This window comes from Shewanella sp. 1CM18E (genome assembly GCF_023161665.1).
Taxonomy (GTDB): domain Bacteria; phylum Pseudomonadota; class Gammaproteobacteria; order Enterobacterales; family Shewanellaceae; genus Shewanella.
This window is the reverse complement of record NZ_JALNTW010000002.1, coordinates 284,539-296,653: the sequence shown is the minus strand read 5'-3', so window position 1 is coordinate 296,653 and position 12,115 is coordinate 284,539. Positions and strand designations below refer to the sequence as shown.

Here is a 12,115-nt window from a genome sequence, read left to right as displayed (position 1 = left end):
CCTGTCGATGGGGCTATCGTATTAGTGATAATTTTTGAGTAACGTGATATCACGACTGCCTACTTATATTGGGTTTAGAATCCCCCTCTAAATGAGAAAAAGAGAGTAATCGTTTAGTCAGATTTTCTGTTGCGCGTAGCGTTTCATTTTTTTGCTCAGTGAAGAAGAGCCTATTAGTGATACATTCATTGAGATAATTTCAATCGAATAGAAAATGTTTTTAATCTTGTTATGCTTTTGTTGGTTTGGCTGGCATTTGCTTTTTAGGTTATATCTTTTACTTACAGCAGCTTGCGGTAATTTGTAGTCAAGTAAGTATGTTGTGTAACAAATTTTATTCATCAATTCCTCTAAAAAAAAACATCTTGTCTGTTTTTTACTCTTTAAGCTCGTTTTCTGACAGTTTTAGGCGTTTTCGAATGTTGACACAGGTCAACATTTTGTGAAATGATGCCAGCGGGTCTACATCCTCGAAGATGTAGAAAAGGGAAGATAATAATTAACAATCACAATAGAAAGACAGGCTTACGCAATAGGGAACTAAAGCAAAATAAGCGCATGCACCCTGTTGTTGATAAGTTAAAGCTTTTTTAATCACTTCAAATTGGTTGGGAACTATGTCCAAGGTAAGCAATAAAACAAAAATCGCTACAGCGCTCATTGGCGCACTAGCCTTAGCAGGCAGCAACTTAGTGATTGCCGATCCTCTTTCAGACGTTCAGAACGCTGACAGTAAAATTCATACTGAAGCAGCATCGTCTCAAAAGAAAGTTGATAAGTATTTTGATCAGGCTCAGGACATGTTGTTCGAGTACGGGTCAGTTGCTGATGAACGTGAATCACTAAAATCCTACAATGACTACGTAGCAGGCTTGGTAGCAGACCAAGAAGCTACAATGAAATCTATTCAAGATGATATCAACGGCGTTGATTCATTACGTCAAGGCGTAGTGCCATTGATGTTTAAAATGGTTGACGCGCTAGAGCAGTTTGTTGCTCTTGACCTTCCATTCAACACTGAAACACGTGTTGAGCGTGTAGAAAATCTTAAAACTCTTCTTAATAGCGCTGAAGTTACGCTTGCAGAGAAATATCGTCTAATTCTAGATGCATACTCAATTGAGCGTGAATACGGTTCAGTATTAGCAGTTAAAAGTGGTCAGTTACAGCTTGATGGTAAAGAAGTGCTTGTAGACTTCTTTAACTTGGGCCGTGTTGCACTATATGCACAAAGCTTAGACGGCAAGTCTGCTTGGATGTATAACGATGAAACTAAAGGCTGGGAGCCACTAGCTGATAGCTACCTTCGTGATCTAACTAAAGGTATTCGTATCGCTCGTAAACAAGGCGCGCCGGATCTATTCTCGTTACCAATTCCTGCTGCGGAGGCTGCACAATAATGAAGAAGTTTATCACTACAGCAATCGTTGCTGCGAGCCTGTCATTATCGGCCGGTATTGCTAGTGCTGCAGATGCACCTAAAACAATTGATCAACTACTAAACCAAGTTAAAGTTGATCGAGCAAACGCATCTAAGACTAATGCAAAGCGTGAGCAAGAGTTCAAGAACGAGCGTGGCGATAAAGCTGCATTACTAAAGCGTGAAAAGAATGCTTTAGCAGCAGAACGTCAACGTGGTAAAGATCTAAACCAAGCATTCTTAGATAACGAGCGTAAAATCGGTCAGTTAGAAGAAGACTTAAAAACAGCTCAGGGTGACTTGGGTGAAATGTTTGGTGTTGTTAAAGGTGATGCGGGTGATTTCGCTGGTAAGATAGCGGGTTCTAACGTTTCTGCTCAGTACCCTGGTCGTGATGTATTCATTGCAGACCTTGGTGCACGTAAACAACTACCAAAAATTGATGAACTAGAGCGTTTCTGGGAAGAGCAGCTGTTTGAAATGGCTGAGTCTGGAAAAGTTGTTAAGTTCGAAGGTGCAGTTACTGGTATCGACGGTAGCGTTAATAACACAACTGTTACTCGTATCGGTGCTTTTAACTTAATCGCTGATGGCAAGTATGTTGTTTACAATCCAGATCTTGGTCTAATTCAGGAACTTTCACAGCAACCTGATGGCTACCAAGTAAAATCTGCTGCGGCATTTGCGCAAGCGACATCTGGTACAGCACCTGTTTATGTTGACCCTGCTCGTGGTGTTCTACTAAATATCTTTACGCAAAAAGCAACAATTGAAGAGCGTATTGAAGCGGGTGGTACTATTGGTTACATCATTATGGCTTTACTAGCACTAGGTGCGCTAATCTCTATTGAGCGTTTAATCACTCTAGGTGTTGTTGGAGCTAAAGTTAAAGCACAGCGTAAGAATCTTGATAACCCTGGTAATAACGCATTAGGCCGCGTACTTAAAGCGTACCAAGACAATAAAGATGTTGATGTTGAAACCCTAGAGCTGAAACTTGATGAAGCGATTCTGAAAGAAACACCAGCACTAGAGTCTCGTATCTCTATCATTAAGGTACTAGCAGCTATCGCACCTATGATGGGTCTACTAGGTACTGTAACCGGTATGATTGCAACCTTCCAAAGCATTCAGTTGTTCGGTACTGGTGATCCTAAGCTAATGGCTGGTGGTATCTCTATGGCACTTATGACTACAGTTCAAGGTCTAGTTGCTGCTCTACCATTGATGCTTATGCACGCTGTTGTTATCGCACGTAGTAAATCAATCGTACAGGTACTAGAAGAGCAAAGTGCTGGTATCGTAGCTGCACACGCTGAGAAGAGGAAAGCCTAATGTTATTCCTGATGGATATCTGGGATTCCGTCAGGGGCTTCATGGCCGCCGGGGGAGACATCCTCTGGTTAGTGGCTGGTGTATTGTTTGTTATGTGGGTATTGATGCTTGAACGCTACTGGTACCTAAATTGGGTATCACCAAAGCAGCACAAAGCAATCATTAGCGCATGGGAAGCACGAGAGGATTCTACCTCTTGGTATGCACACCGCATCCGTGAAGCTTGGGTATCCCAAGCGAAGCAAGATTTAACAGCACGTATGCTGATTATCAAAACTTTAGTAGCTATCTGTCCAATGATTGGTCTACTAGGTACCGTTACAGGTATGATTTCAGTATTCGATGTGATGGCAGTTCATGGGACGAGTAATGCTCGTATGATGGCAGCTGGTATTTCAATGGCAACCATGCCGACAATGGCGGGAATGGTAGCTGCATTATCTGGCGTATTTTTTAGCACGCGTCTAGATGCAAAAATGAAAATCAGTTTAGCAAAGCTAAAAGACAGCATGCCGCACCACTAGAGAGAGATTGAACATGGCACGTAGAAAGCATTCAAGCGTAGAAGAAGAAGCTGAGATTGATATGACCCCGATGCTCGACATCGTGTTCATCATGCTTATCTTCTTTATTGTAACAACATCGTTTGTAAAGCCATCAGGTCTTGACTATAACAAGCCTGAAGCGTCACAAGCGACTAAGAAGCCTTCAGCAAACATCTTTATTGGTGTGAGCAACACAGGTGTTATCATGATGGAAAACCGTCAAGTTGATATCGAACGTGTAACTGCAAACGTTGAACGTATGCTTGCAGAAGCACCAGAGGCTGCAGTATTGATTCAAGCAGACCAAGAAGCTAAGCATGGCTTAGTGGTTAAGGTTCTTGATAACGTTAAAGCTGCGGGTATCGATAAGATATCTGTATCGGCGGGGAACGAATAATATGCTGAGAGGAATAGTATCACTGATAATTGGTGCTGCTGTGACTTTTGCTTTGTTTGTCTTCATGGCTTTCTTGGTAGGTGGCGGTCCAACCCGCCACGAAACCTCGACAGAAACACCTGTCATTGAAATTACCATGAACAGAGATGACGCATCTGCGCAGAAAAAGCCAAGGGTTAAGCCTAAGCCGCCTACACCCCCAGAGCAACCGCCAAAGCCGGATACTACGCCACCAGATAGTTCATCTGACATTGATACCAATATGTCATTTAATATGGGTGGAGTTGAAGCCGGTGGAGCGAATACTGGATTTAAACTAGGCAACATGATGACGCGAGACGGTGATGCTACACCTATCGTACGAATCGAGCCTCAGTATCCAATTGCTGCAGCACGTGACGGTAAAGAAGGTTGGGTACAACTTAGCTTTACCATTAACGAACTTGGTGGTGTTGAAGACGTTAAGGTGATTAAAGCTGAACCAAAACGTTTATTTAACAAAGAAGCACGCCGCGCACTTAAAAAGTGGAAGTACAAGCCAAAGATTGTTGACGGTAAAGCCCTTAAACAACCTGGCATGACGGTACAACTTGATTTCACATTAGATAAAGGAGGCAGATAATAATGACTAAAGTTAATTCTATAGCCGCTGCCTTATTACTTTGTTTAGGTGGGAGCGTAGCTGTTGCACCAGTAGCCTATGCTGCAGAAAAGTGTCCGATTGAAAAGCGTAAATCGAAAGCTGTTGGTCAAAGTGCATCAAAGAAAGTCCAACGTTCTTTTGAAGCCTACACTGAAGGCAATCTAGATGAAGCGATCTCGATTCTTTTAGAAGCAAACGCTAAAAATGATTTCGATAAAGCCTATATCGCCCGTATGTTAGGTAACTTCTATGCGGAAAAAGGCCAAATGGGTACAGCAACTAAGTACCTTAAGGCTGCGGTGGATGCTGATATTCTAGGCGGTGTTGACCACGCTCAAACTCTAAGACTCTATGCTGATCTTCTAATTGGAGATAAAAAGTTTAAAGAGTCTATCCCAATGTATTACAAGTGGATGGAGTTTACCTGTAAGGAAGATCCGCAAGTATACCGTCGTATCGGTATTGCGTACTCTGAGCAGAAAGAGTGGAACAAAGTACTAGAAGTTGCTGATAAAGGTTTATCGCTAGCGAAAGAGCCGGATAAAGGCTTGTACCAAATGAAGCTAACTGCTTACTTCAACCAAAAGAAGTATAAAGAAGCAGTTAAAGTACTTGAAATCATGGTTCCATTGTTCCAAGACGACAAGCGCTTATGGGTTCAATTGGCACAGTTTTACTTGATGACTGAAGACTACACTAAGTCACTAGCAACGTATGACTTAGCTTACAAAAATGGTTTTTTAGAGACAGCGGGTAATATTACACGTCTGACTCAACTGTTGGCACAAAATGGTTCGCCATATAATGCTGCGCAGATTTTTGCTAAGCACATGAAGTCTGGATTGATTAAAGAAGATGAAAAGAGCTTAACCACTCTTGCCGGTTTTTATCATAATGCCAAGGAGCTGAAACAAGCTGCTGCAACATATGGTAAGGCTGCTGCAATCAATAATTCAGGTAAACTTTATCTAAGACAAGGCCGTATCTTGTCGCTAGATGGTCAGCATAAAGCTGCTATTACAGCGTTAAGAAAGGCTTTAGATGCAGGTGTTAAGAGTCCTGGTGAAGTGCAGTTTGAACTTGCACTTTCTTATCTAAATCAAAAGCAGTATAAGTCAGCATACAAATATGCCAAGCTTGCTGCTAATGATAAGAAAACCGCACGCTCAGCTAAAAGCTATATCGCTTACATCAAAGAGAAAGCCCGCGTTCATAACGTGAGTCTTTAATCTAAGTGATTAGAAAAAGCCCCTTTTTAGGGGCTTTTTTATTAGCTATTCATTCAAGTTGTATGTCGATTACAACTATTCGAATCGAGAGCTTTGTTATGGGTTTAAAATTGAATTACCTTGGCGACAGAATGGTGCTTGCTTTGCAATTGCTGGGTGTGCTTTTCTACAGTCGTAAATAAATTGTCTAGATAAAGCCCTTTATTAGGGCGACATACACATCCACCTAACTCATACTCAATTGGGCTATGGCGCTGTGATAATAGGTTGTTATTAAATTCAGCTATTTTAGATTCTAATCGCTCAAGCACGACCTGCGTTCCAGCATTGTTTATTTCAAAAATACCTAATGCAAATGCTTGATTATCAAGCCTAGCGAGTAAATCCGTTGTCCGTAATAAAGCAAGTTGTACCTGCTTCATGAATAATTCTAACAATTGAGGTTGATAAATAGTTTCATGAATGTGTGGGCATAGATACAATAACGCCAAGCTTTGATTGTCGCGAATGTGCCGATGCCATTCACGATTAAAGACCTCCATAAAATAGGTTTGGTTATAAACGCCTGTTTCAGGATCTCTAAAACCTGAGTTACTAAATGAATAAATCATTGAAAGCTCCTTTACAGCTCAGGTTTTATGAATACCTGTATAAGTATAGAACAATAAATAGAAGGAATAACAAAATGAGGAAGGCGGTACTAGCGCTGTCAATTGGCGCAATCATAGGTCTTACCGGCTGTGACAATAACGAAAGTGAGCAGTTACAACAAGCAAATAAATCACTACAAAAAGCGCCGGTAGAAGCGAGTCAAACTCAGTCTGCAGAGCAAGCGTATTTGGCCTTGGTAGACAAATTTTTCAAAGACAAGCTAAAGCTGGAGCCTATCTATGCGACTTATGTTGGTGTTAATGATTACAATGACCAGTTTGGCGATGGCTTGTCGCATGCCTATTTAACTGAGCGTCATAATTTGAATACTCAATATTTAAAAGACGTAAAGAAAATAGATAGAGAACAATTGCCTGACGCATTGAAGCTTAGCTACGACATGTTTACTTATAATCGTAATGTGGCATTAGCGGACGAAACGTTCCCTAATCATTTTATGCCAATGAACCAGTTCTACAGCACCGTGATTAGCATGGTTCAGCTTGGTAGTGGTGAAAGCGCGCAGCCTTTTAAAACCGTAGAAGACTACCGTAACTGGCAAAAGCGTCTGCAAGGTTTCATCGAGTGGGTAAAGCTCGCTCAAGTGCGCATGGATGAAGGCATTGAGAGCAAAGTTGTGCTGCCACGAGTGCTAGTTGAACGTATTATTCCACAACTCTCTGCACAGTTAGTTGATAATGTCAGCGATAGCTTATTTTATACACCTATCACTTTGATGCCAGAGTCATTTTCAGAAGCTGATAAGCAAGCATTGACGCAAGAGTATACTCAGCTTATTGGTGAACAGTTACTACCAGAGCTGACTGGACTTCGTGATTATTTTCAAAACACCTACCTTAAGTCGTCGAGGGCAACAGATGGTTGGTGGGGCTTACCAAACGGTAAAGTTTGGTATCAGCATTTAGCCAATACCCATACTACGACGACAATGCCGGTTGATGAAATTCATAAAGTGGGTCTAGAAGAGGTCGCACGTATTTTATCAGAGATGGATAAAGTACGTGTTCAAGTGGGTTTTGAAGGTGACTTAACCGCATTTTTCGCGTCACTGTCATCTGAACCACAGTATTTCTTTACTGAACGTCAAGACTTAGTTGATGGTTACATGGGGCTTAAAGATAAGATTAATGTCGAGCTACCTAAGTACTTTAACGTAATGCCTAAAGCGGACTACATTGTTAAACCAGTTGAGAGCTTTAGAGAGCAGTCTGCTGCGGGTGCCTCTTATCAGTCTCCGGCAGTTGATGGCTCACGCCCAGGTGTGTTCTATATCAATACCTATAATTTAAAGGCACAGCCAAAGTGGGGCATGACTACGTTATCTTTGCATGAAGCTGCGCCGGGGCACCACTTCCAGATTGCCATTAAGCAAGAGCTAACAGGTGTACCAGAGTTCCAACGCTTTGGTGGTTACACAGCGTTTGAAGAAGGCTGGGCACTGTATGCTGAATATCTAGGTATTGAAATGGGTCTGTTTGAAGATCCATATCAGTACTTTGGTAAACTGTCTGATGAAATGCTACGTGCAATGCGCTTAGTCGTTGATACAGGCTTGCATGCTAAAGGCTGGAGCCGTGAGCAAGCTATTCAATATATGAAAGATAACTCGCCAATGGCGGAAACCGATATTATCGCTGAAGTAGAGCGTTATATGGCGATACCTGGTCAAGCCTTGAGCTATAAAGTTGGGCAACTACAGATCTTGGCACTTCGTGCAAAAGCTGAAAAAGAGTTAGGTGATAAGTTTGATTTGAAAGCCTATCACGATCAAATTTTGACTACAGGTTCACTGCCAATGGAAGTGATGGAGTTAAAAGTGAACGATTGGATTGCAAAGCAAAAGTAAGTTAATCAATCTGTAATAACCCTGCTGGGATGTACCGCAAAATTTGGTATATACTGGCAGGGTTTTATTTTGTCTAACAGGCAATAACAATTATTTTATGGGAGTAAACCATGGTACAAGCAACAGCAAGACACCTACTAGTAGATTCAGAAGCACAGTGTCTAGAACTTAAGCAGCAGATCCTTGACGGTGCAGACTTTGGCGATGTAGCAAAAGCTAACTCATCTTGCCCATCTTCAGCACAAGGTGGCGATCTAGGTTCATTTGGCCCAGGTATGATGGTTAAAGAGTTTGACGAAGTTGTGTTCAGCGCGCCTTTAAATGAAGTTCAAGGCCCAGTTAAAACACAATTTGGTTACCACCTTCTAGAAGTGACTAGCAGAGGTTAATCTGTCGTCACTTGTTGTTTAAGAAGGAATTAACATGCTCGAACTGTATACCGATAGATTAAGGTTAAGAACGGTTGTTGCCAGTGATTGGAACAACTTTTTATATACTCACTCAAATGAACAACTCAATGAGTTTGTACGTAAACCTCAAACCGAATCTGTGATACGCCAAAAGTTCGAGCGTGTATTAAAAAGCCAAGAGTTTGACGAAGGCGAGTGGTTACTCACTATTATTGAGGACGTTCATACACAAGCTTTTGTTGGCTTTATCGGTCTACAGCATACTGACGTTGAAATGGGACAAATACAGGTTGGCTACATGCTTCATCCTGATACCCATGGTCAAGGTTTTGCTAGTGAAGCCCTTCAAGCAATTGTCGACTGGGCTTGTTTAGCTTATAAACCACATAAGTTTATAGCTTATTGTGTGGAGCCAAATATTGCTTCAGCCAAAGTGCTTGAAAAATGCGGTTTCGTGCGTGAAGGCTTACTGCATGAAAACTGCAAAATTGGTGACCAATGGTTTGATGATTGTATTTATGGACTATTGGCAGCACAAAGGTGTTAGAAACCATGCACTCGCATTATAAATTGAGTGCTATAATGCCGTCAGATTTAGTTATTAAAGGCGAAATACAGTGAGTGCAGATACTCCAACGCTGACATTAAAGTCAGGCGAAGAATACATCGAGTTATACAAAGTGTTGAAAGTTCAAGGAATGATGAGTGCTGGTGGCGAAGCCAAGCACGTTATTTCTGAAGGCCAAGTAACCGTTAATGGTGAAGTTGAAACCCGCAAGCGTAAGAAAGTCGTTGCAGGCGAAGTGGTTAGCTTTAACGGTGAAAGCGTTAAGATTATTGCTGAATAAGTGATTTAGAGAGGATTAACATGCAATTTCCAGATGATGACAATGGTAAAATGCTTGAAGCAATGGCTGATGCAGGCATTGATCTATCAAAAGCACTTGATGTCGATTTCTTCTTAGTTTTTGAAGATCAGCGTGATGCTGAATCAGCCCTTGAAGAACTCGGTAAATCAGATCTAGAAGGCGAAATTGAACTGCTTCTAAACGATGAGTCAGGTAAGTGGGAGCTTATTGTTTGCCTAAATATGGTGCCAGAATATGACGCTATCGCTGAGCAAGAAGTTAGCCTACATGAGTTTGCACAAGAGTTTGGCGGCGTGACTGACGGTTGGGGCGTGATGCAACACCAAGAAGGCGACGATGATTTTGCTGACGACGCACACGAGTGTGGCGACGATTGTAAGCACTAAATCAATCGTTTGACCAATTTTGTAATAAGCCACTTATATTAGTGGCTTTTTTGTGCCTAAAAGTTAAGAATACGGAGAGTCCAATATAATACCAATCAGTATAAGGATTTGACCTACTCAGAGCGTTTTTGGCAAACTAATTCAAGGCGAATCGCTGTAATAATGGTTATTCCCTTTTAAGGTTATTCAACGCAGAAGTAGGCAGCCAAAAACGCTCCAGAATGGCGAGTTTTAGCGGTCCTGATGCATTGTTAACGAGCTTGAACGTAGAACTACTATCCCTTCATTCGTTGCCTCGCCTCAGAACCGCTAAACTCTCGCTGATCGACTAAATGTTTATACTGATTGGTATAAGTATGAATTGCCACTGAAGGAGAAAAGAATGGCAAGAATGATTAGTTTTGGGACGCCGGTTAACGATGCTGAACGTTGGGCATTTTCCTTGTTGGCCGATGAATTACCAGAAGATTATATCTTACTCACCAATGTTGAAATACCAACAAAAACTGGCCAAGCGATGGAAGTTGATGCCTTGGTTATCGGTGAGTGGGGCGTATATGTTGTTGATGTAAAAGGTTACATTGGCCGCTTAGATGCGGGTCTTCATGCATGGTCGCTCGATGGCCGAGAGGTAGATAATAGTTTAGCAAAGGCAAATTATGTGGCTCGCGTACTTGCTGGTAACGTCAAGCATAAAATTCCGGTTGGGGTTTACGCGCCTTGGTGCCAAGGCATGGTGTTTGTTACTGGCCGCAAAGGTGAAGAGATTGAGCTTGAAAAGCAGCAAGGCTCACTGAGTATTTATACCCCTAAGCAAATTGTAGAGGCGTTAACCACAGAGTGGGGACTTACTGCACCTAAAAAGCATCAAGTTACCGACACGCAAAAAGAGCTGGTGCTTGAAACCATTGGCCAAGTGGCGATAGTTGAAAAGCGTAATAACCAAATTCAAGACTTCACTAAGCTAAGATGTCTTTTCATTCAAAGCGGCTTAGAAGTTTGGCAAGCTGAATATAATCCCGGTGAGTGGACTGCGCCTTGGTTATTAAAAGTGCTCATTCCTACTCAATTTACTGATAGCGAACAGTCAGAGTTTCATGAATCACAATTAAGAAGTGAATTTCAGCGTCTACAATCTTTATCTGGCTGTTGCGGCGTTCCTTATTGTGCACCCCTGATCCAAGATGGTGAGCAGCTAGTCCTTCCTATTCGTATGCCGCGTGGTGTACCGCTTAATGTGCTTGATTCCAAGCAGATGACCACCTATCAACTTCTTGAAGTGCTACGTCGCAGTGTTACTGGTCTGCAACAAATTCATCGTCGCGGCTTTACCGTTGGCGGCTGGACCAGTAACTGTATATTTGTCTCTGATCTGGGCGATGTTGAATTTATCGATATCAAAGATAACGTTAGCAACAGTGAAGATATTAAGTCGTACGCAGAGGGCTTTTTAGCGATTGCAGAGCAAACAAATCAGCCGCGTATATACCAATGGTATCGTGAGGCTGTTGCTGGTACGACAACAGATTTAGATGCGCTACGTAGCGACTTGTCTGCATTAATCGATCACGGTGTTTGTGACGCCGTGCCTGAAAAGATAGAGGTGAGTGCAGGGGCTATTATTGATCACCACTTCAAGCTCGAGCAATTCATCGCAGCAAAAGAAACGAGCCAATTTTGGCGTGCCACTCATTTGCAGGGGCAATATCAGTGCGGCGTGTCAATTTACAGCAAAGTAGAAGCTAATTGGCCGATGCTTAGCAGTATTTATCGCACACTAGCTAAAGTTTATCACCCGAATATCGAAAAGGTATTGGCGTTTGGGCAGTTACCGCAAAGCGAAAAGCTGTTTATAGCCAGAGCGTGGGAGTATGGCGAATCAATTGATGAAGTGAAAAATATTCGCCTAGGTCAGCCGTTAATGTGGTTTAAACAGTTGCTTACCGGCTTGCAATACATGCATCAAATGGATATTTATCATGGTGCGATTTGCCCGAAAAATATTATTTGTAATGAAAATAAGGCAATTTTAGTCAATTTCGGCATAGGTCTCGATATTGCTGCCAGCCATTATGCTTGTCAGTACGCCGACCCTACACTGTGGGAAGTTGAAGGAGAAGCAGAGCGTGATTTATATGGCTTAGTAGCTAGCTTTATTGATGCCATGGCGCCGGAAAGCTTAAAAGGCGATTTGTGCCAAGCTGGGATCATCAACGCGTTAGAAGCGTTTGATCGAGAATGGTTCGGCGAAGCACTCTATGATGTTTGCCATAAAGTGCTCAATTTTGACTTAAGCATTCACGCTGGAATGAATTATTTAGAGATGTTTGATTTAGCTGAACCAAGCACTGACTAATAAGCTT

13 protein-coding genes are annotated in these 12,115 nt (G+C 42.1%); 12 read left to right on the top strand and 1 reads right to left on the bottom strand.

Features of this window, described 5'->3' with window-relative positions; translation table 11 throughout:
• Positions 1 to 617 precede the first annotated feature (617 nt).
• Genes MSG37_RS04495 through MSG37_RS04470 form a run of 6 tightly spaced genes read left to right on the top strand, consistent with a single transcriptional unit; the run spans position 618 to position 5,569 of the window.
• Positions 618 to 1,400, top strand: a complete 783-nt coding sequence (locus MSG37_RS04495; RefSeq protein WP_248469380.1) for a DUF3450 domain-containing protein — start codon at positions 618 to 620, stop codon at positions 1,398 to 1,400.
• On the top strand, positions 1,400 to 2,755 hold the full coding sequence (locus MSG37_RS04490; RefSeq protein WP_248469379.1) for a MotA/TolQ/ExbB proton channel family protein: 1,356 nt from the start codon (positions 1,400 to 1,402) through the stop codon (positions 2,753 to 2,755). Before MSG37_RS04495 ends, MSG37_RS04490 begins: the two co-directional genes overlap by 1 nt.
• Positions 2,755 to 3,279, top strand: coding sequence for a MotA/TolQ/ExbB proton channel family protein (locus tag MSG37_RS04485; protein ID WP_220780762.1), 525 nt, complete (start codon positions 2,755 to 2,757; stop codon positions 3,277 to 3,279). The genes MSG37_RS04490 and MSG37_RS04485 overlap by 1 nt, the downstream gene beginning before the upstream one ends.
• Positions 3,280 to 3,292: 13 nt before the next feature.
• A complete protein-coding gene (locus tag MSG37_RS04480; RefSeq protein ID WP_248469378.1) occupies positions 3,293 to 3,697 on the top strand; it encodes a biopolymer transporter ExbD in 405 nt (134 codons plus the stop codon).
• A gap of 1 nt (position 3,698) precedes the next feature.
• The gene (locus tag MSG37_RS04475; RefSeq protein ID WP_248469377.1) at positions 3,699 to 4,319 is read left to right on the top strand and encodes an energy transducer TonB; all 621 of its coding nucleotides are present in this window, start codon (positions 3,699 to 3,701) and stop codon (positions 4,317 to 4,319) included.
• Between the two features lie 2 nt (positions 4,320 to 4,321).
• Positions 4,322 to 5,569 carry a tetratricopeptide repeat protein gene (locus MSG37_RS04470; RefSeq protein ID WP_248469376.1) on the top strand — a complete coding sequence of 416 codons (1,248 nt, stop codon included), beginning with the start codon at positions 4,322 to 4,324 and terminating at the stop codon, positions 5,567 to 5,569.
• A 104-nt stretch (positions 5,570 to 5,673) separates the two neighbouring features.
• Here the strand turns inward: MSG37_RS04470 and MSG37_RS04465 are convergent, their stop codons facing one another.
• Positions 5,674 to 6,180: a diguanylate cyclase gene (locus MSG37_RS04465; protein WP_248469375.1), complete on the bottom strand. Its 507-nt coding sequence runs from the start codon at positions 6,178 to 6,180 to the stop codon at positions 5,674 to 5,676.
• A gap of 74 nt (positions 6,181 to 6,254) precedes the next feature.
• Between MSG37_RS04465 and MSG37_RS04460 the strand changes: the two genes are divergently transcribed.
• The 6 genes from MSG37_RS04460 to MSG37_RS04435 all read left to right on the top strand — a co-directional run bounded on the left by MSG37_RS04460 (position 6,255) and on the right by MSG37_RS04435 (position 12,108).
• A complete protein-coding gene (locus MSG37_RS04460) occupies positions 6,255 to 8,087 on the top strand; it encodes a DUF885 domain-containing protein (RefSeq protein ID WP_248469374.1) in 1,833 nt (610 codons plus the stop codon).
• A 110-nt stretch (positions 8,088 to 8,197) separates the two neighbouring features.
• Entirely contained in the window at positions 8,198 to 8,476 is a 279-nt protein-coding gene (locus MSG37_RS04455; protein WP_220780756.1) for a peptidylprolyl isomerase, read from the top strand.
• Between the two features lie 34 nt (positions 8,477 to 8,510).
• Positions 8,511 to 9,044, top strand: coding sequence for a GNAT family N-acetyltransferase (locus MSG37_RS04450; RefSeq protein ID WP_248469373.1), 534 nt, complete (start codon positions 8,511 to 8,513; stop codon positions 9,042 to 9,044).
• 70 nt (positions 9,045 to 9,114) lie between these two features.
• A complete protein-coding gene (locus MSG37_RS04445) occupies positions 9,115 to 9,345 on the top strand; it encodes an RNA-binding S4 domain-containing protein (protein ID WP_248469372.1) in 231 nt (76 codons plus the stop codon).
• A gap of 20 nt (positions 9,346 to 9,365) precedes the next feature.
• A complete protein-coding gene (locus tag MSG37_RS04440; RefSeq protein ID WP_248469371.1) occupies positions 9,366 to 9,752 on the top strand; it encodes a ribonuclease E inhibitor RraB in 387 nt (128 codons plus the stop codon).
• A 382-nt stretch (positions 9,753 to 10,134) separates the two neighbouring features.
• On the top strand, positions 10,135 to 12,108 hold the full coding sequence (locus tag MSG37_RS04435; RefSeq protein WP_248469370.1) for an NERD domain-containing protein kinase family protein: 1,974 nt from the start codon (positions 10,135 to 10,137) through the stop codon (positions 12,106 to 12,108).
• The last annotated feature ends 7 nt before the right edge of the window (positions 12,109 to 12,115 follow it).

What these genes read in the sequence shown, in the direction of transcription:
- MSG37_RS04495 (WP_248469380.1), top strand. Translation starts at nt 618, where the DNA reads ATGTCCAAGGTAAGCAATAAAACAAAAATCGCTACAGCGCTCATTGGC.
- MSG37_RS04490 (WP_248469379.1), top strand. Translation starts at nt 1,400, where the DNA reads ATGAAGAAGTTTATCACTACAGCAATCGTTGCTGCGAGCCTGTCATTA.
- MSG37_RS04485 (WP_220780762.1), top strand. Translation starts at nt 2,755, where the DNA reads ATGTTATTCCTGATGGATATCTGGGATTCCGTCAGGGGCTTCATGGCC.
- MSG37_RS04480 (WP_248469378.1), top strand. Translation starts at nt 3,293, where the DNA reads ATGGCACGTAGAAAGCATTCAAGCGTAGAAGAAGAAGCTGAGATTGAT.
- MSG37_RS04475 (WP_248469377.1), top strand. Translation starts at nt 3,699, where the DNA reads ATGCTGAGAGGAATAGTATCACTGATAATTGGTGCTGCTGTGACTTTT.
- MSG37_RS04470 (WP_248469376.1), top strand. Translation starts at nt 4,322, where the DNA reads ATGACTAAAGTTAATTCTATAGCCGCTGCCTTATTACTTTGTTTAGGT.
- MSG37_RS04465 (WP_248469375.1), bottom strand. Translation starts at nt 6,180, where the DNA reads ATGATTTATTCATTTAGTAACTCAGGTTTTAGAGATCCTGAAACAGGC.
- MSG37_RS04460 (WP_248469374.1), top strand. Translation starts at nt 6,255, where the DNA reads ATGAGGAAGGCGGTACTAGCGCTGTCAATTGGCGCAATCATAGGTCTT.
- MSG37_RS04455 (WP_220780756.1), top strand. Translation starts at nt 8,198, where the DNA reads ATGGTACAAGCAACAGCAAGACACCTACTAGTAGATTCAGAAGCACAG.
- MSG37_RS04450 (WP_248469373.1), top strand. Translation starts at nt 8,511, where the DNA reads ATGCTCGAACTGTATACCGATAGATTAAGGTTAAGAACGGTTGTTGCC.
- MSG37_RS04440 (WP_248469371.1), top strand. Translation starts at nt 9,366, where the DNA reads ATGCAATTTCCAGATGATGACAATGGTAAAATGCTTGAAGCAATGGCT.
- MSG37_RS04435 (WP_248469370.1), top strand. Translation starts at nt 10,135, where the DNA reads ATGGCAAGAATGATTAGTTTTGGGACGCCGGTTAACGATGCTGAACGT.